Here is a 24,905-nt window from a genome sequence, read left to right as displayed (position 1 = left end):
ACTCTGTCACTACAGACTCAACTATTAGAATAGAACTGAGATGTTGAAGCGTCATCGACTCTTAAAGCAAGAACCAGAGGGTTTAGATGAACTCTACTTTAAAGAGATTCGTCCTACTCTGTATGAGTTACATGGAGCGCATGGACAGTATGGATCGCGTAAAGGGCGAACTTTAGCTGAACATTTAGATTCAGCTTGTCAATTTGTTCTTACTGTCAGCAAAATTGCAAAAGTATCTGAAGAGAAACGGACTTTGATTTTGGCTGCAACGGCTGTTCATGATTTGAACAAGTTAATTGAAGGTGGGGGTAGTGTTAAAAAGTTGGCACGCGATCGCTCCTTCCTAAAAGAACAACTCAGCCGAGCAGGTGTAGATGAATTAGTGAAGACAGACGACGATCTAGAACTCGTTCGTCGCTTGATTGAGAGCCATTCAGGTCATAACAACTCAGATGGAATGCGTTTTATCGGAGAAGATCCCCAGGTTAAAGATCAAATTAAACGCTGGTCAGCCATGCTGATTGGTGGCGATCTCTTTGATTTGGGCATTGAAGAAGATAAGCGGATTCGGAAAGTTGAAAACGAATTAACAGTTGCATTTGGTCGTCCTAGCAGACTATTCAAGGTCAGGCTATCAGAAGATCGAGGGTATTTAACATCATTACTACTGTTTGCTTGTGAGGAAGTTCTGCACAAACACGGGTTACATACGCTTGCAATTGATCCGGACGGTCAAATTTTTGAGGGTGAAGCATTTCCTGAAGAGGACTTGACGATCGAAATCGCGAAGTATTGGCAAAAACGGATCGATCGCGTTTTTGGTAGCAACATTGAACAATTAATCACAGACAAAAGTACAAATGGGATTAAGGTTGATTATCAAGCTATTCAACAAGATCCAGAAGCAGCACTTGAGCGAGTTGATATCTTATTAGCTAAGAAATACTCAAATTACAAGGCTAGCAAAGTAGCAGAATCCATTGAAAAATACTGTAGAAAAGCTGGTGAGGATGCAGTTACTCATGCAGCCAAAATGGGCTTGGTTCCTATTTCCACAGCTGAGGAGTTCGCTATCTCTGAAGGTTTGAAGGCAGCATATGTCAGTTATCGGCAAGTCAAGCCACAACTCACACCAAACCAGGTTTGGAAAAGAATTTCTAATCACATGGGCTTATCAGATCAACAGTGCAAAGCTCTAGAGGCATTTGAAGAACAATATGGACGCTGTTTATTTGCAGGTAAGGCTTCTACACGGAGAATGAATGGTGTTCAAGAGGCTATAAAAGAATCTTTCCAAATGCGTCTGACAAAAACAGATGAGACGACAAGTACCTCAGAAGTCTCAAAGAGCTTGATAGAGGCTGTTAGATATCTTCTCAATCTACCTATTTCACGCAAGCAGAGTTTTTTTGAGGAGCTATCTACCTATATTGAAGCTAATCCCAGCCAAAGATCATCGTTAGGTTCTATTCGTGCTGAGGTCAGTGAGCTTAGGAAACCTCAAATGCCTCCTGAAACAAAGGTACAAGTATTCTCTAATCGTCTACGAGGAGGCTCTAGTGGTGATCCTGTTCGATGTGCTGATTCCTTAGCAGCTCTGGGTTATCAGCTAATGCAAGTTGGTGCTGGCTTCCCTAATGCTAAGAAGAAATCAAAATCTGGTGGTGAAGCCCCAGTTCACACTTATTATTTACATTTCTCGCTACCAAAAGGTTCCAGTTCTGAGCTCCAGGGCATTTGGCGTAAATGGCTTAAAGATACTGCAAACACGAACGCTGACGGTGGAGCAGTTAAAGTTAATGAATTGCAGTTATACCGTGATAATCAAATAGCGTTTGAATCTGACAAATTCGAGGGGTTTTCACTACCAAAACGCCCAGAGTTTACTTTCTCCACAGTTACCATTCCTGTTGTTTGGGGTGACGTTAACAGTTCAGTCGCTTTGCTTAAGTCGCTACGTTTGGCATTAGAACTCTCTCTAGCGTTTGATTTTGGCTTTCCTTTTATTTTAAGTGCCAATTTAGAAGTTAAACCAGAGTGGGAGATATTTGGCAGAGTTGAGGGGCTTCCTTCTGCATTGCAACCTTTGCTTGGTTCGGGTATTTATCAACGGCAAGGGCATCTATCGCAGCAGGAACAAAAAACTAGCATAACTGCGGAAGAGGTTTTAGAGCGATTGCAGTGCGTGGGGAAACTGGTTATTAGTGTTGCCAGCCTTCAGAAGAAAGATGACTGTCTTTACGATTTGGCTCGTGCCGCTCAACGTCCCCTTAACCTCTATCACGTCTTGTTACGGTGGATTTTGCGGGAACAGGATGATCCAAACCTGGAAATCATCTGGACTCGTATTCGAGAACCTTTAACAACTCTATTAAGGAGCCTCATGTCAGAAGAACACGATCGCGTTTCACACTATCTCAAACAAGCGGCGCATATTGCCGAAGTAGCCAAATTGCGTGGTAGTTCCTTTCGGCGTACGTCACAGGCTGAACCCTTTTCTGAATTTATTAAAGCCGTGCGATCGCGAAAATCCCACATGGATTGGGAAACGATTTTTGCTGCACTCGTGCAGGAATATCATGAACGGCTCGATCGCATTCGAGAACACGGAGTTGGCGCAACAAAATATGAGCAGATTAAACAGTTTTATCAAGTGTTGCGCCAGCTATTTGAGGACGTTTATCACTCCCGCCCAGAGCGGTTATTAACCGACAGCAAAACACTAGAGGCAGCTTATCTGTTCTTCTTACAACAAGCTCGTCAAGAATTGAAAGCTCAAACTCAACCTGCCCAGACTGAACTAGAAACTGTAACAAAATAGGAGTTATTCCAATGACAATTGAGAGGTTGCAACCATTTCTCGCATCCAGCTACGAAAACTTTCCTAAAGGTCGCACGATCGGGGTTGTCGTTTTTCGCACTACACAATCAGAAACGATTTTCCGCACGGAAGGAACAGGCGAACCGATGTGCAGTGAATATGTTCAGGCAGGGATTGAAAACACTGAATCGATTCCTCGTCTAGTCATGACGAAACGTAAGCAGATTGCGCCAGAGCGACGGAAAGGAAGAGAGTTTTTGCGATCGAATGGTCTGCTTTACACTGCGCCTAAGAGCAATGCTATCTGTGCGCTTAACACAAACGCTCCTTGTGAAATGTGTATCGACTGCTTCCTTTATGGGTTTGCAGCTGGTGGTGAAGGAGCGCAGAAAAGCCGTGTCTGGACTGAAGATGCATTTAGCGTTCTGCCTGCAACCGAATTAACTGGCGATCGCACCATCAACGCCATCTTTGAGAATGGCACAATGCGCGATGAGAAGGGCAACCCTTCGACTGCCCTGAATACCAGTGAATACATTAAACCAGGTGTTCATTTTCTCGATATTGTCACCTTTAAGGATGTAACGGCTGATGAAATGCGTTACGCTCTCGGCAACATTCTACTGACCAGTCGCTATGGAGCCGTTTCAAGCCGAGTTGGACGGATGGAGAATCAGATTCTTGGTGTCTTCGGCGGCATTGCTGAACTGCCCAGTTCTCTGGAATTAGTGCAGGGCGTGTACGACAAGCTGATTGCTGATGGTAAGCCGATCGAGCATCCATTCAACACTGACGCTCTTGTTTCCGTTACTCAATCAGTCATTGCTAACTGGACAAACAAGCGAGGAATTTCCATGCAATTGTCTGTTGATGAACTCAATGAATTAATTGCTGATGTCGATCGCCATTGGGATTTGGCTGAACAAGAAACGTTTCTCAACCGCCTTGATAAAACTTACGAATCACTTCGCAAAGTGAAAAGCGAAAGCAAGAAGAGAGGACGTAATGGAAACCAGGAAGAGTAACGATGCCACAACTAGAAATTTCATTGAATTCTCCTGAGTCTAGGCCATCCTTTCAAACCGCCCGGCTCATCGAACTATGGTGTGCTGAACCCGTTTTTTTCGCTTCCCGAGAACTATCAGACACCTATTACACCGAGGGTACGATCGGCAACTATGCTTTGGCTTATGCACTAGGCTGGGCGCAATCGCCCTATCGCCTCACAGGAAAAGATACAGGGCAGCCCAAATATCTAGAAGACTTGGTTCCGTTAGCAGAACAATGCTATATCCTTCCGGCGTTTCCCAAAGATGGGAATGTATCATTCCGGTTTGAGCGGTTCAATGCATTGTCAGATTCCTACTGGTATGCCATGACCAACAACCGGGTCGCAACCGCGCGGGAAGACTTGCCGCTCAAACGAACTGGAAAGAAGCCAAATACCTATCGTCCAAGTAACTTTCCTCAAACGGGAAGATTGCGAGTTATTGAGCGAGGTAGTCGATTCCAGACCCTTGTGTTTGGCAACAAAGAACTTCCTGAATATATTCGAGTGGGCAAATTTACCAGTAAGGTGCGGGTTGATATTGTGCAGGAATTAACGGTTATACCGCTTCCAGAAGGTGAATACTCCTGTAGTGCTTATTTCAGTGCGGCTGATATACCCCGTAGTCTCAACTTGCTTGCGTTTGACCTAATCTCCATACCTCCCGTTTCGTTGTTGAAAAATCTGCAATTCTATGGAGCCGCCTGGCGAGTTGGCAATTTCACTTTACCCGCAAACTTAAGGTTTTGTGGCGGACGAACCAATGAGCAGTCTTAAAATTAATCTCGAACCTCGCAGCATCGCAGCCTGCCCTAACCCTGACCTTCCACCTCCATTACTGAAAGCATTCAATCATCAAACTCTTCAACATCAGGTTGATGTATTTCAGGCAGCAGCAAACAATGACATCATTCTAGATCTTGCCCCTACGGGAACCGGAAAAACTAAAGCTGGTTTGAGTGTGTTGTGGCATAACCGCGATCGCAACGCTATATACATTGCGCCAACCAACGCCCTGATTGAGCAACAAACCGAAGCTGCTGAAAAATTTGTACGAGATGCAGGTCTACCTCACATTGTCAAAGCGGCCTCTGCAAGACACATTAAGGAATGGGCTGCTGAACGTATAGCGGGGCGTCCAGGAGAAAAGCTTTATAACGTGTTACGTGAACCTGCAACGCTTTTTCCTGAATGTGCTAGCAAACCCATTTTGCTGGTTACTAATCCAGATATCTTCTACTACGCCGCCTTTTTCCAGTATGGTTCTAAGGATCGGGTCAACATCGCCAGTGAATTTTACAGCAGTTTTGCTACGGTTATATTTGACGAGTTTCACTTGTACGATGCTAAACAGCTTGTTAGCCTGTTCTTCTACCTAGCTCTCTCCAAAGAGTTTCGCTATTTTCAATACAACCGCAAAGTTATTCTTCTAACAGCGACACCAGAACTAGCCTGTAAAGCGGCTTTAGAGCGGTTAAGAGATGTTGGTGTCAGAATTGCTGACATCAATGGAGAATTTCAAACTAATCACCTAAAGCCTTCACAAACAGCTGTTAGTCTTGAAATTCGTAAGCAGATAGACAAGCAGGCGTTTGTTACGGAAATCACAGATGAAGTGATCAAACGCTTAGAGAACTATCCTGATCAAAATGGTGCAGTCATTCTTGATGCAAAGGATACGTTAGGACGAGTTGCGACTTGCTTGCGAGAACGAGGGTATGCAAATTTTTGTGGGCGTATTACAGGCGACACTAAAACCGAGCAACGTAAACAAGCTGCACAGAAGCAAGTTATTCTTGCCACCAGCACAGTTGATGTTGGATTTAACTTTGAACGAGACATTGAACCCGATCGCCAAAACTTAGATTGGCTTATCTTTTCAACCCGCAATCGCTTCTCCTTCTGGCAACGTATTGGTCGTGTGGGACGAGTATTGGGCAAGAAGCAAACGAATATTCCCTCTGAAGCGATCGCCTATCTTCCTGAACAAGCTTGGGAACAAGGAATTGAAAACTTGGACTGCTCCAGTGGGCGAGAAGCTCTCAATCAAATGCTAGACAGCCTGGACTGCATGAAGCGCCCCTTCTTAGAAATCTATTGGCGCTCAGAAGCATTTCTGGAAATCGCAAAGCCTTTACTAGAACTTGAGGATTTGCTTGAAACCTTGCCTGAAGAATCTCTGATTATTCAGCTTTATCAAACCCTGCAAAGTGTACTAGGTGGTAAACGAGATTGGGATTTCTATCGCAAACGCATGAAGCTCCTAAAAGGCGCGGAGGAAATTGCTCGTAAGACTATAAAGGAAATCCAGAAAGATTGGCAGTACGTCAAAGGTGGAAAAAGCTTTGTATGGAGTTACCTAAAAGTCTACTGCCCTGAAGACGTTGAACAGCTAACATCTGATAAGACAGTAGAGGCATACATTCAGCAGAATCAGGAAATTGCAAAGAATTTGCAGGAGTATGCAACCATCCTCAAATCAAGCTATGCACCACTGTTTCGATTTCGAGACAGCTTATTTGGCAATGTCAAAATCTATGATCCTCATTACTTGCTATTAGATGAGGTAGGAGAAACGGATCTTGATCCCATTCACCTACTAAGATTTCTTGAATTTGAGAGCGATGGTGATCGCATCGTCCTAACTAAACGGGCTGAAGAACCTTACAAATTAGCATTCTCTCTACAAATTGAAGATTTAGAGGATTTCAAAAATCTTTATTTATGCAAGTTGTTTGCATTTGAAGGTTGTAGTATTACCAGAATGCAAGGGGAAAGCACTCGTCCAACAGAGTTACCGAGATCTCTGAAAGAGGCAATCAATGCAACACTCATTCCAGGTGTCATTGTTTCTGAAAGTTCAAAAAATGCTTGGGCAATCGCACGGTTGAAAAAGCAAGGATTAGAGTGTTATCCAATCCATATTTCATCCTATACTTCTACTTCACCAGCACAGTATTTATTTTTCTCCAGTTTATCTGGCATTCTAGCGATCGCTTCTGCTGGAGTTGCCTTAAAGTGCCCCGATGAAGAAGAGTTTTGGGTGGTTTAATTATGCCTCATAGTTTAGTTCTCAATCTCCTGCCTCAATCTCCAATTCCAGCGGGATACATCTCCATACATTGTTTCTGACCCTTACAAGTTCTGTTGAGCAAGCCTTTACCAATCGCCAGCTTCCACTTTATTTCTCAATTCAGGTGAACGATCTTAATCTACCCAGACTTACTATGAACGAACTTGGAATTCTCAAAGCTGCATCTACCAGATTCGCTAGAGATCACCCTAATCTCAAACTTCTTATTCTCTTTGGCTCTAGAGTTAGAAGCGAGGCTGACCTCAGCAGCGATTGGGATTTTGCCTTTCTGGCTGAACCAAGCCATCCTAGCGATTGCAAATCCTCCTGGATCCCTGGTTCCGATCTATTAGATACACTTTGTCATCTGCTGCAAGTCTCCGACAAAACGATCGACCTGGTTGATTTAAGCACTTGCTCAGATATTCTGGCCCACTTTGTTGCCCGTGATGGACAGGTGATCTATGAAAAAACACCAGGGGAGTTCGTCCAGTTCCAGCAACAAGCCCTTAAAACACAAGAGGAACTGAAACAGTATCGCCATACCCAGCGAGAACAGGTGCTTCAAGCGCTACAGCGGTGGGGGGTATGAGCAGAGTAGACCCAGAAGCGATCGCTCAGAAGCTCAGCCGGATGGTGCAGCGCATCGATCGGCTCAAGGAATTTGAAGCGCTCACGCTTGAAGAGTATCTGCAAGATGATTTTAGGCAGGCTGCGATCGAGCGTTTGCTTGAGACAATCATCGACTCCGCCTTGAGCATCAATAAAACACTGCTCAAACGAGCCGCCAATCTAGTGCCCACGGACTCCCAAGCATTCAAAAACTTTGAGTCCTTTATCCTCATGGGTGAAAACGGCTTCATCGCTCCAGAACTTGCAACCCAACTGGCACCCTCTGGTAGCTTTCGGAACGTCCTTGCCCATGAATATGACGAAATTAATCCTGTGCAAGTATATCACGCGCTCCAAAAGGCCCTCCAGCAATACCCGCCCTATATCAAAGAGATTCAGATATATCTCGATACGTTAGAGGAGGATTAACACAACCATGCCACACAGTCTGGTGCTTAACTTACTGCCAACCTCGCCCATTCCAGCAGGATACCTGAGCGGGAAGCATCTCCACGCTCTGTTCCTGACCCTTGTCAGTTCAGTCGATCAAGCCTTAGGCGATCGCCTACATGGACAACAGATGGATAAAGCTTTTACGCTGAGTCCGCTGCAAGTGAGCGATCGCCCTTCACGGAGTCACTCCCTGCAATGGGAGCACCTAAAAGCCATTCCAGCGGGAACTCCCTGTTGGTGGCGGATCTCTTTACTCGATGACTCCTTATTTGGTCATCTCACCCAGCTCTGGCTCAACCTGAATCCTAAACAGCCTTGGCATCTGGGACCCGCTGATCTACAAATCACCAGTGTTTTAGGTACCCCGCAATCGACTCAGCCTTGGACCAACTTCACGACCTATGCTCGACTCTATCAACAAGCAGCCGACGGTACCAATGGAGACCAGAAGGCGCGACAAATTCACTTCTCTTTTTGCACCCCCACTGCTTTTCGTCAAGCTCATTATGACTCTGCGCTGCCCACGAGAGAACTGGTCTTCAATAGTTTATTACGGCGGTGGAATCAGTACAGTGGCATTGAGTTTCCTGAGGATTTATTGGTCTCTATTTTTCCCAGCTTCTTCGACATCCGCACAGAAATGGTGGCGGACGCACGCAGTAAGTTTATTGGCTGTGTCGGGGCACTGAGCTTTCGGATTCTGGGTGACGTAGAACCCCTGACCATTAAACAAATCAACACCTTAGCAGACTTTGCTTTATACGCCGGGGTAGGCCGTAAAACCCCAATGGGCATGGGCATGCTGAGACGGCTATGAATGACTATATCCCGATCGCGGCCCTCAACCAGTACGACTACTGCCCCCACCGTTGCTGGCGCATGTTTTGTGCTGGAGAGTTCCTGGACAATCAATACACCTTAGAGGGCACTCACCTGCATGAGCGGGTGCACACGGTTGGCGATGGCTACCGTGAAGAAGTATGGCAAGTTCGCGCCGTTTGGTTGAAGTCAGAGCGTTATGGCTTGATTGGTAAGGCTGACTTGATTGAAGCTCATGACGGCTGCTGGTATCCGGTGGAGTACAAACGCAGCGCGAAAGGAGAGTTTGATAATGATGCTCTACAAGTTTGTGCCCAAGCGCTGTGCCTGGAAGAAATGACAGGTCAGCCCATCACGCAAGGTTTTGTCTACTACGCGCAATCTCATCAACGCCAAGCGATTGCCCTCAATGATGAACTCAGACAAGCGGCGATCGCCACGCTAGCGGCGGTCAAGACGCTGCTCGAAACAGGTCAAATGCCACCCGCAATTTATTCTCCTCGTTGTCGCGGCTGTAGCTTACGGCAGCAGTGTCTGCCTCAAGCAGCTCCGAAAGTCGATCGATATCAAGAAACCCATTAGAGGATCAAGTCACGATGGGCACAGTTTACATCACCCAAGATGATGCTTTTATCGGCAAAACTGATGAACGGTTGCAGGTGAAAGCTCAGAAGAAAACGCTGCTGGATGTCCCGATGCTGAAAGTCGAAGGCGTAGTCGTCCTGGGACGAGCGACGATTTCTCCTGCCGCTTTGACGGAATTGCTAGAGCGTAAAATTCCTCTGAGCTTCCTCACGGGCACAGGCCGTTACCTAGGCAGACTAGAACCCCCCTTAACCAAAAACATTTTTGTCCGTTCTGCCCAGTGGCAAGCAGCAGGCGATTCGGACAAAGCTATCCATGTGGTTCGCAGCTTCATTCGCGGCAAGTTGAAGAACTACCGAAGCATGTTCCTACGAGCGCAACGAGAAAACGCAGCGCTGAATCTGCAAGCTGCTATTACCCGCTTAGAGCAGGCGATCGCTCCGATTAATGCGACGGATACAATTGACTCTCTGCGAGGATTGGAAGGGGCAGGTAGTGCTGCCTACTTCGGGGGTTTTGATGCCCTCATTCGAGCCGATGGTTTTCGCTTTGAAAGTCGTCGTCGCCGTCCCCCCACTGATCCCGTGAATGCTTTGCTCAGCTTTGGCTACGCCCTCTTGCTGCACGACATTCAAAGTGCGGTCAACATTGTGGGGTTTGATCCCTATCTCGGCTATCTCCACACCCAACGTTACGGACGGCCTTCGCTCGCTCTGGACTTGATGGAAGAGTTTCGTCCTCTAGTCGTTGATGCTGTGGTCTTGGCTACCCTCAATCGGCGATCGCTCACGCTCAGCGACTTTACTACCGAAGCACTGAGTCAAGCGGTTTCCCTCTCAGATGAGGGACGACGGACCTTTCTGCGTTTGTATGAGCAAAAGAAACAGTCCAAGTTCAAGCATCCTGTCCTCGGCACTCAATGCACCTATCAGGAAGCCTTCGAGATTCAAGCTCGATTGCTGGCCAAATACTTGATGGGAGAAACGCAGCAGTACCCACCCCTGGTTCTCAAGTAAGAGTTACTAGCCATGCATATGGTTGTCGCCTATGACATTCCAGAGGATAAGCGTCGCACTAAGATTCATAAGATTCTCAAGTCCTATGGGCAATGGATGCAATTCAGTTTGTTCGAGTGCAACCTGACGGAAACCCAATACACTAAACTCCGGAACCGATTGAGCAAACTGATCAAGCCCGAGCAAGACAGCGTGCGTTTCTACTTTCTCTGCGCTTGCTGCCACAATAAAGTAGAACGCATTGGGGGCGAGGGCGTGCGAGACGAGACAATCTTCTTTGCTTAGAGCGCGGATGGGTAGGTGTTAGTGGGCTTGCCAAATAAAAAATGGGTTCAAACGCTGACTAGGCAGGGATAAACAGGACTTGCTCATACTAATGCCATCCGCGCGATCTCTGAAACTATTGCCAGAAGGGACATTGAGGCAAGCATGTGCAGCAACCCGACTAGGGACCATCAGTTCTCAATGCTATAATCCTGGCAATTCGCGAAACTGTACCTTGAAAACTGCATACAGTCTATATTTCAACTACCCGTCGCTTCGATCAACTTGAATCCCTTACAGGGATTGAAACTTGACTGGTATTGGTGCTTTGGGAGCTTGGGGAATGGCTTCGATCAACTTGAATCCCTTACAGGGATTGAAACATAAAAAGCAGAATTTCGGTAAGTAACCCGTTGTGCTTCGATCAACTTGAATCCCTTACAGGGATTGAAACAAGCTGAATTTGGGTTTGCGCGATCGCCCCATCGCTTCGATCAACTTGAATCCCTTACAGGGATTGAAACAATAACACTAAATTTCACCAAAAAGAGGGTCAGAACGCTTCGATCAACTTGAATCCCTTACAGGGATTGAAACGTAGCTACCCATGTTAATAGATTGCTTTGAGGGCGGCTTCGATCAACTTGAATCCCTTACAGGGATTGAAACGGCAATTACGAGCGATCGCGCGAAATTGGCGATCGTGCTTCGATCAACTTGAATCCCTTACAGGGATTGAAACATTGCTGGAAGAGTTTATCGTCCATGCAGGGCTTCCGCTTCGATCAACTTGAATCCCTTACAGGGATTGAAACCGGCAGGATGGCCATTGTAATTTGACTTGAAGGATGCTTCGATCAACTTGAATCCCTTACAGGGATTGAAACTACTTGCTAATAGAACCATCCTAAACCACTCCTGAGCTTCGATCAACTTGAATCCCTTACAGGGATTGAAACTCAAACACAGGCATCGGGGGTTGCTCTGGATTGGGCGCTTCGATCAACTTGAATCCCTTACAGGGATTGAAACTGTTTAAGTCCTGGGCTTCGTCTACTAACACCCAATCGCTTCGATCAACTTGAATCCCTTACAGGGATTGAAACCACCTCGCCCCACGGCAACGGGTACGAACTTATGCTTCGATCAACTTGAATCCCTTACAGGGATTGAAACTGCAATCATTGAGATTAATTTAGTTATTCAGGGGCGCTTCGATCAACTTGAATCCCTTACAGGGATTGAAACCGTCTCTTTCATCTTCCTAAGCTCATGGGTGGTGGGCTTCGATCAACTTGAATCCCTTACAGGGATTGAAACTTGACCTTCCTTTTGGTGAAATTTGTTGTTATTGTCAGCTTCGATCAACTTGAATCCCTTACAGGGATTGAAACGCAAGTATGTGTGACGCTCATCACATCATTGAACGCTTCGATCAACTTGAATCCCTTACAGGGATTGAAACATTATGGCTGGATTGACCGCGACGGGGTGTTTCGAGGCTTCGATCAACTTGAATCCCTTACAGGGATTGAAACCCTCTGGCAGCAGAGAGCCGATCGACAAGCGTAACGTGAGCTTCGATCAACTTGAATCCCTTACAGGGATTGAAACAGCGCTGTTGACAACGCCTCTGGAGTATTAGCAAGCTTCGATCAACTTGAATCCCTTACAGGGATTGAAACTGAAGTGGGGTACCTATAGTGGCGCGATCAAGCGGGCTTCGATCAACTTGAATCCCTTACAGGGATTGAAACGAGAAGTGATCCGCCATCTGGAGGGCGATCGCTGAGCTTCGATCAACTTGAATCCCTTACAGGGATTGAAACTAGGTGCGCTGCAACGGTGTTGAGGTCAACTTGGCGCTTCGATCAACTTGAATCCCTTACAGGGATTGAAACGGCAATCACCCGGATAGTAGTGGTAAGGGTTATTAGGCTTCGATCAACTTGAATCCCTTACAGGGATTGAAACGGATTAAAACAGTGTGGTAGCTCCATCCTAAACCGCTTCGATCAACTTGAATCCCTTACAGGGATTGAAACGCGCTCCCACAACTCAATCAATTTGGCGGCTGCGCTTCGATCAACTTGAATCCCTTACAGGGATTGAAACTAGTTGGTTCTTCTTCCAAAGGCTGCTGATAAATTTGCTTCGATCAACTTGAATCCCTTACAGGGATTGAAACACGAGCTTGTGGCGGATTGCGACCCCGAAAAGTCGGCTTCGATCAACTTGAATCCCTTACAGGGATTGAAACCTGGCCCGATGGCAGTAACGGCCCCCTACGATCCGCTTCGATCAACTTGAATCCCTTACAGGGATTGAAACCAGTCGGATTAGACACTGTAAATACCACCTCCCCAGGTGCTTCGATCAACTTGAATCCCTTACAGGGATTGAAACAATAAGTGAGCAAGCGTGATGGGTATCCGAGTTGAAGCTTCGATCAACTTGAATCCCTTACAGGGATTGAAACTTGAACAGGGTTGACCTGGGGCTGTATCTGCCTTACGCTTCGATCAACTTGAATCCCTTACAGGGATTGAAACAACTTGCTCTCAGCGATCGCTGGACCATTCACCGTGCTTCGATCAACTTGAATCCCTTACAGGGATTGAAACTTGGTCGCAAGGCAGTGGGTAAAAAGTTACCCACGCTTCGATCAACTTGAATCCCTTACAGGGATTGAAACCTATAACTTGGAATAACAACGCCCCTCCAGTGATGCTTCGATCAACTTGAATCCCTTACAGGGATTGAAACCTCAAACGAGTGAGGGCCGAAGTTGCCACCCTCCTGGTGCTTCGATCAACTTGAATCCCTTACAGGGATTGAAACAACATCAAGAGAAAGCTACCCGCCGGGGGTCGCCTCGTCCGAGCGGCTTCGATCAACTTGAATCCCTTACAGGGATTGAAACGTTGCTCGACTGCGAAAACGGGTGGGAGCGGATCGCTTCGATCAACTTGAATCCCTTACAGGGATTGAAACATTCCATTGCACCTACAGAGATGGTTTTAGATTCGCTTCGATCAACTTGAATCCCTTACAGGGATTGAAACATTGCGATCGCTCCTAATACGGCAACACATCATCGCTTCGATCAACTTGAATCCCTTACAGGGATTGAAACAGAGATAAAGGAATTTGGGATTTGCCGCGATCGCGCTTCGATCAACTTGAATCCCTTACAGGGATTGAAACAAAACAATCTTTAGAGATTGGGATGAGAAATCACGCTTCGATCAACTTGAATCCCTTACAGGGATTGAAACACGGGTAGCTACCTTGACCCCGAAGAACGCATTGCGCTTCGATCAACTTGAATCCCTTACAGGGATTGAAACATACGCTAACTGGGGAACCACCGTTGGGGTGGGAAGCTTCGATCAACTTGAATCCCTTACAGGGATTGAAACGTCAACGGCGGCGGCAACCGTGACGCAGACGTGAGCTTCGATCAACTTGAATCCCTTACAGGGATTGAAACATCTGCGTTTAACGATGGGCTTGCCGCTACAGATGCTTCGATCAACTTGAATCCCTTACAGGGATTGAAACATAGTCTTCATCCTCGGCTAGAAGGTGGTAGCGAGCTTCGATCAACTTGAATCCCTTACAGGGATTGAAACATAGCGTTCTTCTCGGTGTAGAGCAATTGTTAGGTGCTTCGATCAACTTGAATCCCTTACAGGGATTGAAACGAGGAACCTTACAGTGATGCTCTCTGCACCCAGGCGCTTCGATCAACTTGAATCCCTTACAGGGATTGAAACGCCGGTACAGCGCTCAAGGTGCGACGGGTGATTGGCAGCTTCGATCAACTTGAATCCCTTACAGGGATTGAAACGTGTCAGGAAATTCTAAAAGTCTCACGCTCGATCGCTTCGATCAACTTGAATCCCTTACAGGGATTGAAACGAAGGTAGCTTGTGCATTGGAGGCAATCAGGCGATCGCAGCTTCGATCAACTTGAATCCCTTACAGGGATTGAAACGCAATTTTCCCGCTGTGGCAAGTCGTCCAGGCGATCGCGGGCTTCGATCAACTTGAATCCCTTACAGGGATTGAAACTCATAGAGCTTGTGGCGAGGCACGTTGACCCCCAGGCTTCGATCAACTTGAATCCCTTACAGGGATTGAAACACAAGACCTTGCATTTAAGATTTCAGAAGCGGACGGCTTCGATCAACTTGAATCCCTTACAGGGATTGAAACGCCGCGAGCTATCGCAACAAACCCGCAACGCTCAAGAGCGCTTCGATCAACTTGAATCCCTTACAGGGATTGAAACTATGGGGCTGAACGATGGTGGAACCAATCCATCGGCTTCGATCAACTTGAATCCCTTACAGGGATTGAAACAAGGATGGATGCAAAAGTGCTGGTGTAGGTGACTTCGCTTCGATCAACTTGAATCCCTTACAGGGATTGAAACGTAGCGACAATCTAACCCCCACCTCTGGGCGATGCTTCGATCAACTTGAATCCCTTACAGGGATTGAAACGATGTGCTGATCGCATATACCTGGGGCGAAGGCATGGAGCGCTTCGATCAACTTGAATCCCTTACAGGGATTGAAACGAGATCAAGTTTGACAAGAGCGATCGCCCATAATGCTTCGATCAACTTGAATCCCTTACAGGGATTGAAACGCATTGGGTGAGTGTTTGGAGCAAGCCGGATGCAACGTCAGGCTTCGATCAACTTGAATCCCTTACAGGGATTGAAACGCGCAGCCCAGTCTGCCTTGTGCTGCTCAACTAAATCGCTTCGATCAACTTGAATCCCTTACAGGGATTGAAACTCCTTAAAGGTTGGCTGTCTACTGTCGGCATACGGCTTCGATCAACTTGAATCCCTTACAGGGATTGAAACAGGCGATGACCAAAGTGCGCTCCATCCACTGCAACAGCTTCGATCAACTTGAATCCCTTACAGGGATTGAAACAATCTTCTTTTCTATATTGGTTTGGTTTTTCAAGGAGCTTCGATCAACTTGAATCCCTTACAGGGATTGAAACCCAGCGGGATCTAGGCCGTGACGAAGCAACCCAAGGGCTTCGATCAACTTGAATCCCTTACAGGGATTGAAACAGCCGACTATGGTAACTCTGCCCCGCAGAATGGGCAGCTTCGATCAACTTGAATCCCTTACAGGGATTGAAACACCGTCTAACTTCTCCTCTGTAGAGCATCTACAGGGCTTCGATCAACTTGAATCCCTTACAGGGATTGAAACATTTTTTACGTACAGTGCAAAGGCGATCGCAATCGCTTCGATCAACTTGAATCCCTTACAGGGATTGAAACGAGCAGGAGAACAATGACTGGTTGCTGATCATCCGGCTTCGATCAACTTGAATCCCTTACAGGGATTGAAACTCGATTGCCGCCGCCGCCACTAGTACCGCCAGCTTCGATCAACTTGAATCCCTTACAGGGATTGAAACCGTACCGATCTCTTTTTGACTAAGGCTTTACTAAAAAGCTTCGATCAACTTGAATCCCTTACAGGGATTGAAACTTGGAACTTAGCCCAGCCCCGTATCGCGATCCATGCTTCGATCAACTTGAATCCCTTACAGGGATTGAAACATGTAACACCGCAACAGCAGAATCAGAGTCATGGTGCTTCGATCAACTTGAATCCCTTACAGGGATTGAAACAGCTCCGGAGTGGCTAGAGATTCAGGCGGCAGCTTCGATCAACTTGAATCCCTTACAGGGATTGAAACAGCTCCGGAGTGGCTAGAGATTCAGGCGGCAGCTTCGATCAACTTGAATCCCTTACAGGGATTGAAACAGCTCGCTATAAAGCTCAAACAGTAATCCTGGGTGCTTCGATCAACTTGAATCCCTTACAGGGATTGAAACGACGAGCTGGCACCTGTCCGACTGCTCACCCACGAAGCTTCGATCAACTTGAATCCCTTACAGGGATTGAAACAACTCCAAGAGAGATGCTGGTAAACGCTAGAACGGCTTCGATCAACTTGAATCCCTTACAGGGATTGAAACACATTGACAAACCAAAAGGAGGCAATAAGATAAATGCTTCGATCAACTTGAATCCCTTACAGGGATTGAAACTCCCTAGAAGGGCTTACATACAGATCTATCCGATCTGCTTCGATCAACTTGAATCCCTTACAGGGATTGAAACTTACCTCCACCCGCTGAGCCACCGAACAAGACAATAGCTTCGATCAACTTGAATCCCTTACAGGGATTGAAACAGATAAACGCAGCCACTCAGATTAATTGGACGTTAGACACGGGCTTCGATCAACTTGAATCCCTTACAGGGATTGAAACGCTTTACCAAGTCCAGTGCTGCTAGCGCGATCGCCGCTTCGATCAACTTGAATCCCTTACAGGGATTGAAACCCATCGGATCATCATCTTCAGCGATCGCGGGCAAAGCTTCGATCAACTTGAATCCCTTACAGGGATTGAAACCAAGCCCAACGAAATGATGGACGTGGTGAAGCGCGCTTCGATCAACTTGAATCCCTTACAGGGATTGAAACGTAGGTTTTGCGATCGCGTCTTATCCCTATGCCAAGCTTCGATCAACTTGAATCCCTTACAGGGATTGAAACGAAACCTTCCTGCTACCGTACTGCCAACCTCAACTGAGCTTCGATCAACTTGAATCCCTTACAGGGATTGAAACGTAGATGCGCCCCAGATTTGCCGTAGCACCAGGAAGCTTCGATCAACTTGAATCCCTTACAGGGATTGAAACGATCGAGGATCTACTAGTGAAGGCGGGGCACCCGGCTTCGATCAACTTGAATCCCTTACAGGGATTGAAACAATTCACGGAGGAGGAGACCCAACTCTGCGAACGTCGCTTCGATCAACTTGAATCCCTTACAGGGATTGAAACTCAGGGGTCTGAGCCGACTTGTGCTTTGACTTGACTGCTTCGCTTCGATCAACTTGAATCCCTTACAGGGATTGAAACGTCGTTCAGGGCATCGAGGAGGGTGTCGGACACAGTGCTTCGATCAACTTGAATCCCTTACAGGGATTGAAACAAAGCCACGACCGCTATTGCTGGAGCCAATAAGCGGCTTCGATCAACTTGAATCCCTTACAGGGATTGAAACCTTCTCAGTTTCTAAAGTGCAAAACCCGTACTTATCGCTTCGATCAACTTGAATCCCTTACAGGGATTGAAACTGCTGAGTAATCCGACAATTCTGCACACTCACGCTCAGCTGCTTCGATCAACTTGAATCCCTTACAGGGATTGAGACACCGCCACTGTCACCGCCACTGTCACCATATGGAGCTTCGATCAACTTGAATCCCTTACAGGGATTGAAACCTCTACGAAGCAATGCAAGCTCACGGAATGCCAGTGCTTCGATCAACTTGAATCCCTTACAGGGATTGAAACTGTTGGCCCCTCGGAGGATGGTGTAGGCGTAGACCCAGGTGGCTTCGATCAACTTGAATCCCTTACAGGGATTGAAACTCACAAGCCCACCACGTTCAGCGATCGCCACCGCCTCTGGGCTTCGATCAACTTGAATCCCTTACAGGGATTGAAACCCATCAAATGACGAATGGGCGATCGCTCGTCATTAGCTTCGATCAACTTGAATCCCTTACAGGGATTGAAACTTAGGCGATCGCCCTAACTCATGACCTCACTGATCGCACCGCTTCGATCAACTTGAATCCCTTACAGGGATTGAAACATCACTTAGCTGATAAGTTGACTCTGCGATCGCTCCCAGGCTTCGATCAACTTGAATCCCTTACAGGGATTGAAACCCAGCTCCTGAAGGTTCGTGTTTGCCATGTCAGGTGGATGGAGGCTTCGATCAACTTGAATCCCTTACAGGGATTGAAACTGGGATTGCAGCTGTGCCCGTAAACGTATCTGAAGCTTCGATCAACTTGAATCCCTTACAGAGATTGAAACCCATCATTTGCAGTAGCTCTGAGGCGTGAATTTCAGCGGCTTCGATCAACTTGAATCCCTTACAGGGATTGAAACGCTACGTGGGCTGTCAGGCTTGAAGCAACCCCAAGGCTTCGATCAACTTGAATCCCTTACAGGGATTGAAACACGCTGGAAAAATTGGATACACAAGCAATCCTGAAGCTTCGATCAACTTGAATCCCTTACAGGGATTGAAACATGTTTATCTCCTTGTGGGTGGCCTATCTTTATCCCGCTTCGATCAACTTGAATCCCTTACAGGGATTGAAACGGATGCAGCGCTGATGTAGTTGATCTTCTAATTGGGGGCTTCGATCAACTTGAATCCCTTACAGCTGGAGTTTAGACTAATAGCGAAGCTGCTCAGTCCAGCAGTTGAACTGAGAGCATCTGGAGATTCAACAAGAGATGGAGACTTAAGCAGATGGAATGGGCATCTTTTTAGGTCGTTTGAAACCTTTTTTGACGATGGGATAGCGTATCCGTCGAGTCCGAGTCCGACCAGGTAGCCACCCTGGTGACTTTCCCCGAGGTTTGGGATTGGGAGCCGGAGAACCAATTCGGGCTAAAAGGGGGGCGAAACTATCAGCCACTCGACCGGGGGAGGGCAGAGGCGAGAGTTTCTGCCAAGGCAAAGGAGTCTGGCAGAGCCAGGGACGGGCTAACCACAGTTGCCAGGTGAGAAGCGGCATCAGGTCGCTCCAGGTTTGACCTTGTTCTGGAGTGGCAAAGCGGGGTAACGACCAGTGCAAGCGTTGTTTGACAAAGCGATACCAATGATCAATGGCAAAGCGACGCAGATAATACTGCCAGAGTTCATTCAAATCAGGGAGACTCTGCCCGACCCAAACCAACCACAAAGGTGGGTGAACTCGGCCCTCAGCTCGTCGTTCCACTCGAATCAAATGCATGGGGTGAGCGGCTGAGCGAGAGAAATGCAGGTGGTGCCACAGTTGCAACCGCAGGGGTCCGAGGCGCTCCGACTCGACGTCTCGGCATTGGTCGGCTTGCCCCCAAGTTTGCTCATCGTTGAGCTTGAATTTATCACCGTGCTTCCGGGGTCGCCCTTTGCCTGCATAAGCAGGAGGAGCCTTGTACAGCACGCGGTTGGAACGCACTCTCATCAGCTTGTCACAGGCAATGGCAGCAGTTTGCAGAATGAAGGGGGCACAGCCATACTCAGCATCCCACAGGCTGAGGGGACGACCCTGGAGCTGTTCACACACGGCTTTGAGTTGCCCTGCTGCTTTGCTTATCGGACTCTCAAAGCTGCTAATGCGTTCATGTAATAAGGGTAAGGCCCAGCTGCCTTGGGCTTCTGGAATCCAGGCTAAGGTACTATACCCATGTCCTACGGTCACAGGTTTGCTGCCGCTCATGGGTGGTGCTTGATGTTCATAAGTGCGGTCTCGCAATGTTCTGGCGTAGAGTCTGCTCCAAGCTGTGTGGTCGCCTGCTAGGACTAGGCGTGAGGGTTGAGGCAGATGCTGGGCGTATAACTTGAGTAGCTCATCGCGAGGGGGGTGACTCTCTCTAATCGCTGCATACACACTCGGCCATTGGCGGCGAAAGACTGCGGATAATGAGAGTTCAGCAAACGAAGTAATACTTCGACTCACCAGGATGGCATCCATCAGGTCGAAGAGAGCGTCTCGTCCCTTCCCCAAGCGCTCATATACTGACTGGCGAAATGCCTCAAGCTGATCCACACTATTCATGGTTAATGCTGGAATTGTGGTTAATCTCAGCATTGTCCCTTGAGCGGTTGTCCCTTCTACGGGCGATCGCTCTTTGCCTCGTTTAGTCTAAACTCCAGAGAAAACGATTGCTGCACTCCGTTGAGCTTGTCCTTATGCAGCCATAATGAAGCGCTTGGCAAGTAGCTCTAACCCAGCCCTGCCGTACATCTGTCGCTTCAGCAGCTTCAACTTGTGGTTCAAGCCTTCGACAGGGCCGTTGCTAAACTCTGCCATGAGGCTCGCTTTGACCGCAGCATAGTCATCAAATAACCCTTTGGCAAACGTTTGCCAAGGTTTGAGAGCGCAGCTTGCTGCTTTTAGCAGCCAGTCATCGAATGCGTCTGCCCGCCGTTGTCTTAACAGTTGCAAGAACTCATCGGCTAACTCAACCAGCAGCCTCAAGTCGGGATGCTGCTGCCTAACGCGCTCTAGTAGATCAGTCTCTTCTGCCTGACGATTCTCTCGATTGAGTACGACCAAGTAGGCGGCTTGACGCGGGGTGAAGGGTGGCGACTGCGGGTCCACGACTTTGGGCAACGCCTGAGCAACTTTAATCCTTACGGATGGTAGACCCTGTGCTTTGCACAGTCCACTAATGTAGCGTTGTAGGGTCCGAAGAGAGCCTTCAAAGCCGCAGGGTTTGAGCAATCTCATCAGGATACTAGGCTCTCTAATCCCCGAGTTCCACCAGTTCAAAAGCTGTGGCTTGTAGGGATCGAGTAGACTGCGCCCGAACGTGGGCCGGCGAGAGGGTATCTCTGGAAAATCTGGCAAGCGCCTGTAGCGTTGAACGGTCTTGAGGCTAACGCCTAACGTCTGAGCAATCGTGGCTCGAGACCATCCCTGGGCTCGCAAGGATTTGATCGTCCTCTGGTGTTCTATTTTTCGTTGTTGGTTCTGTCGGATTTGTTGCTGCGACTTCTCCGTAGCGGTTGGCTGTGGGACAGCTAAAACGGTTTCTTCAAGAGCGTCTGCAACGGTGGCTTGATGCTGCGATTGTTCAGCCGCTTTTAGCTCACTGCGGTAGCTACCAAAAGCTTGCTCTAAGGTTTCACTCAAGTTCTTGACCAAGTGAAAGCGATCTGCAACTTGTATGGCATCCGGTGCGCCTGCGGTCATCGCACTTTTGTAGGTTTTGGAGCGGTCGCGTGAGAGCACTTCTATACCAGGGTGGGCCTGTAGCCATTCGACCAAGCTTTCTGCCTTACGGTCTGCCAGTAAGGCAATCGGTTGATGCGTTTCCAGGTTAACCAAGATAGTGCCGTAATTGTGGCCTTTGCGGAAAGCAAAGTCATCGACGCCCAATACCTTAGGGGTGGTAAAGTTCGGCAGCGAAAGTCGCTGAAGCTGGTTCAGCAGGGTACTGCCGCAGACAGCATAACCCAGGCAATCGCCTAATCGAGCCCCTGCGGCACCCCCCAGCGCTAAGCCAATTGACTGCAAGCGCTGTATCAATCGCACCGTCTTTCTCGCCCAAGGGGCAGCCACTTCAGGCAATCGCTCTGTGAAGATGCGGCGGCGACACTCAGAGTTTGGGCAGAAAAACTTACATACTTGAAGAATCAGTCTCAGCCTGAAATGGGCGCAGGGTAGGTCAGCTAGCGTCCGCTCATAGTGGCTATGGATACGGTGAGTCAGCCCACCGCAGAGCGGACAGGGGACTATCGTTTGTGTAGAGGAAAGATTCAGCAAGAGGCAATTGCCTGACTCAATGGCGTAGCTTTCCAAACGTAGCAGACTGGTACTGGGCAACAGAGCTTGAAGGAATTCCATGGGCGGAGCACTGAAAGGGGTGATCTATAGTTTCCTCCCTACTTCTCGGCATCACCAAAAGCTCGGAAGAGCCCTATTTAATTGTCGTCCAACAGTTCTGGGAGAAAGCGAGCAATAGTGCCCGATGGAAAAACCGGACTGTTGATCATCAAAAAGTCTTGAGTTACGGCATCAGGTTCCGTCTCCAGGAGTTTCGGTCCTGCCACGTCAATGACCTTGATGGCGATGCCGCGAAAGCAAGATAGACCATCCGGCATGATGTCACCGGGAACGGTTGAGAAGCGAATCATCACCGGATAAGTGCGGGGTTGGCGAAACAATCCCTGCGCGAGATGGGCAGGCAAGTTGTCGTAGATCCTCAGTTCCCCCTTCAGTCCGCCATGACTCTTGGCATGAGCCCCACGCATGGCATGGCGATGCTTGTCAAACACCTTCTGCCCCTGCCGGGCAACGGAATCAACAATTTCGTGAATCAGCCGCTCCTCGTCGGGTTGCTTGACTTCTACAGTTTGGGAGTAACGGATGTATGGTTTGGGGATGAGCATTGAGCGATCGATTCTGTGGGAACTGAACTTATACATTTGTAGTTTAAGGATTTGCTCCTGGCTCCTGCACTTCATCCTACTTAAGGAGGAAATGACTCAGAAGGCAAAACGGCAAAACGCTCTCAATGACCGCATTGAATCCGGTTGTTTCGCAAACGCGGCAAAAACAACTTTAAGGCTAGAACCTTTACTGAGCGGATGTTTCGACCTCTCTTTTCTGTAGAATTCAAGACATTCAAATCGGTAGCTCCTTTGATGAGTAGAGCTTTTAAGCGTTTTCAGGATTATACAGATGTTGGCATTCTTCTCTTGCCGTCAATAGCCCTGGACTGGATTTAGATTAAATTACCGTTTAGTTATGGTCTGAAACCGTTGATTTTTTGTTGAGCCAAAAGTCTAGAACTACGTAAAATCGTTTGAATAGTTGCTTGTCACGCAGCTATTCAAGATGAACAGCTATAGTGCGACACGCCACCCGTGTTAAAAAACGCCTTAGGTCTTAGACGATAGTATTTATCTTCTACGTCTTGTGATTGCTCATCATATGGATAGCTAAGGACTTCTTGCAACTCTTTAACTAAAGTATAGTCACCCTGCATGGCTTGTTGGTAGGCAGGGGCAATCAACCACTCTCGCCATGTGTATTTTGGGTTCGTCTGTTTCATCTTTGTTGATATCTCAGCCAAATTGCCGTCGTTAATGACGAGGTCGCGCCAGCTTTTTAACCAAGATTGCCATTGTTCATCGAGTTGTGGTGAAGTTTTAACGTAGAAGCTTTTTTTCAATGCTGAGATATCATCTGGTATATGGGATAACTCGCGGAAGAAAATGGTGTAATCTACCTTTGAGTCAGTCATTAACTGCATTAATTTTTCAAATAGCTTTGGGTGATATTCAGTCAAGCCAAGTTTGTCCGCCCACATTTTTTGGATTTGTTTTTGCATGGCTTCTGAAAAGCCGAGGCCTACTTGTTCGAACTGTTCTAACGCTTCAGCATCTTCTGTAAGTAGCAGTCTCACTGCTTTCCAAAACATGTAATAATTTGCTTCTGCTGCAATGGGCTGATTGAAGAATGAAAAGTGCTCGCCGCCACCAGTCCAAGGTTGAAACCAAGGGTCAAATTTTTCACAAAATCCAAAGGGTCCATAGTCTAGGGTAAAGCCTCCAGCAGCGCAGTTGTCACTGTTAAAATTACCCTGGCAATAACCAACACGTAGCCAATTAGCCACCAGTGAAGTGAGACGCTGGCGAAATAGCTTAGCCAACTCAACTAATTGATCGGCAAAACCAAGGCTTTGATTAATGTCGCTTTTGTACTCTCGCTCAATTAAGTGCGACACTATCATGCTCAACTCTTCTAATGCTTTTGGATGAGCATTGCTGCGAGTGCGGCGGGCAAATAACTCTAGCTGACCAACGCGCAAAAAGGAGGGTGCAACGCGAGTTGAAATGGCCACAGGATTGTCCACCAAAACATCAGGGTCAATAGAGTAGGAGTCTTGAGAATACCAAGGCCGGGTAACGGTCTCAGATTTAGAAACATACAGTGTCAAAGAGCGCGATGTTGGCACACCTAACGCTTGCATATAGTCTTGCGCTAGAAACTCACGCACACTTGACCGCAGGACAGCGCGCCCGTCGGCACCCCGGCAATAAGGCGTTGGGCCACCCCCTTTCAATTGCATTTCCCAGCGCTGTCCATGGATGATTCCTTCAAATACAGATATCGCTCGACCATCGCCATAACCATTACCCGTACCGAATGGACATTGTTGGGTATATTCGGTGCCATAAATCGACAGGGCATAACCCGTCGCCCAGCCCACCTGACGCATCGGCTCATGGGCAGCAGAGAGATCACCAGAAAATACACGGCGAAATTTTTCATTAAGCGCCAGTCCATCGCTCAACCCAAGTTCCTTAAAAAAAGTGCGGCTATGAGCTACATATTCTGGGTCTGCAAGCGGCGTGGGTGTCACAGGTACGAAATGACCAGAAAAAACCTGGCGGGCCCGGTGATCATCACCATCTCCAGTGGCATCAGGATCGGCATTTAAGGTATCCATCAGAGAATAATCCGCCAATTGCACAAACTCATCGAAGGTCGTTACACAAGGCTCAGCAGAGGGTTTAGATGGATACGACATTGTTGCTAGCGCCGATATTGTCGGGAAGGATTCATGTTTAATT

At 47.6% G+C, this 24,905-nt stretch carries 14 protein-coding genes and 1 CRISPR repeat array; of the genes, 10 read left to right on the top strand and 4 right to left on the bottom strand.

Features of this window, described 5'->3' with window-relative positions; translation table 11 throughout:
- The first annotated feature begins 40 nt into the window (after positions 1-40).
- From KME12_17075 to cas2, 10 genes are all read left to right on the top strand, one after another.
- Positions 41-2,821, top strand: a complete 2,781-nt coding sequence (locus KME12_17075) for a CRISPR-associated protein Csc3 (GenBank protein MBW4489501.1) — start codon at positions 41-43, stop codon at positions 2,819-2,821.
- Positions 2,822-2,832: 11 nt separating this feature from the next.
- Positions 2,833-3,846: a type I-D CRISPR-associated protein Cas7/Csc2 gene (gene cas7d, locus KME12_17070; protein ID MBW4489500.1), complete on the top strand. Its 1,014-nt coding sequence runs from the start codon at positions 2,833-2,835 to the stop codon at positions 3,844-3,846.
- A gap of 2 nt (positions 3,847-3,848) precedes the next feature.
- Positions 3,849-4,646, top strand: a complete 798-nt coding sequence (cas5d, locus tag KME12_17065) for a type I-D CRISPR-associated protein Cas5/Csc1 (protein ID MBW4489499.1) — start codon at positions 3,849-3,851, stop codon at positions 4,644-4,646.
- Complete coding sequence (cas3, locus tag KME12_17060) at positions 4,633-6,921, top strand: type I-D CRISPR-associated helicase Cas3' (protein MBW4489498.1); 2,289 nt, start codon at positions 4,633-4,635, stop codon at positions 6,919-6,921. The genes cas5d and cas3 overlap by 14 nt, the downstream gene beginning before the upstream one ends.
- Positions 6,922-7,096: 175 nt before the next feature.
- Complete coding sequence (locus tag KME12_17055) at positions 7,097-7,534, top strand: nucleotidyltransferase domain-containing protein (protein ID MBW4489497.1); 438 nt, start codon at positions 7,097-7,099, stop codon at positions 7,532-7,534.
- Positions 7,531-7,983, top strand: a complete 453-nt coding sequence (locus tag KME12_17050; GenBank protein ID MBW4489496.1) for a DUF86 domain-containing protein — start codon at positions 7,531-7,533, stop codon at positions 7,981-7,983. Before KME12_17055 ends, KME12_17050 begins: the two co-directional genes overlap by 4 nt.
- Positions 7,984-7,990: 7 nt before the next feature.
- A complete protein-coding gene (gene cas6, locus KME12_17045) occupies positions 7,991-8,824 on the top strand; it encodes a CRISPR-associated endoribonuclease Cas6 (GenBank protein ID MBW4489495.1) in 834 nt (277 codons plus the stop codon).
- Entirely contained in the window at positions 8,821-9,408 is a 588-nt protein-coding gene (gene cas4 / locus KME12_17040; GenBank protein MBW4489494.1) for a CRISPR-associated protein Cas4, read from the top strand. The genes cas6 and cas4 overlap by 4 nt, the downstream gene beginning before the upstream one ends.
- 14 nt (positions 9,409-9,422) lie before the next feature.
- Entirely contained in the window at positions 9,423-10,427 is a 1,005-nt protein-coding gene (gene cas1d / locus KME12_17035) for a type I-D CRISPR-associated endonuclease Cas1d (GenBank protein ID MBW4489493.1), read from the top strand.
- 12 nt (positions 10,428-10,439) lie between these two features.
- A complete protein-coding gene (cas2, locus tag KME12_17030) occupies positions 10,440-10,712 on the top strand; it encodes a CRISPR-associated endonuclease Cas2 (protein MBW4489492.1) in 273 nt (90 codons plus the stop codon).
- Positions 10,713-10,964: 252 nt separating this feature from the next.
- Positions 10,965-19,003: direct repeats of the CRISPR family, unit length 37 nt; unit sequence GCTTCGATCAACTTGAATCCCTTACAGGGATTGAAAC.
- Between the two features lie 71 nt (positions 19,004-19,074).
- Here the strand turns inward: cas2 and KME12_17025 are convergent.
- From KME12_17025 to KME12_17010, 4 genes are all read right to left on the bottom strand, one after another.
- Entirely contained in the window at positions 19,075-20,376 is a 1,302-nt protein-coding gene (locus KME12_17025) for a transposase (protein ID MBW4489491.1), read from the bottom strand.
- Positions 20,377-20,508: 132 nt separating this feature from the next.
- Positions 20,509-22,170 carry an ISL3 family transposase gene (locus KME12_17020; protein ID MBW4489490.1) on the bottom strand — a complete coding sequence of 554 codons (1,662 nt, stop codon included), beginning with the start codon at positions 22,168-22,170 and terminating at the stop codon, positions 20,509-20,511.
- A gap of 77 nt (positions 22,171-22,247) precedes the next feature.
- Complete coding sequence (locus KME12_17015; GenBank protein MBW4489489.1) at positions 22,248-22,715, bottom strand: catalase; 468 nt, start codon at positions 22,713-22,715, stop codon at positions 22,248-22,250.
- Between the two features lie 443 nt (positions 22,716-23,158).
- A complete protein-coding gene (locus KME12_17010; protein ID MBW4489488.1) occupies positions 23,159-24,862 on the bottom strand; it encodes a YdiU family protein in 1,704 nt (567 codons plus the stop codon).
- Positions 24,863-24,905: the final 43 nt, after the last annotated feature.

Source organism: Trichocoleus desertorum ATA4-8-CV12 (assembly GCA_019358975.1).
Lineage (GTDB): Bacteria > Cyanobacteriota > Cyanobacteriia > FACHB-46 > FACHB-46 > Trichocoleus > Trichocoleus desertorum_A.
This window is presented reverse-complemented; position numbering and strand designations above follow the sequence as displayed.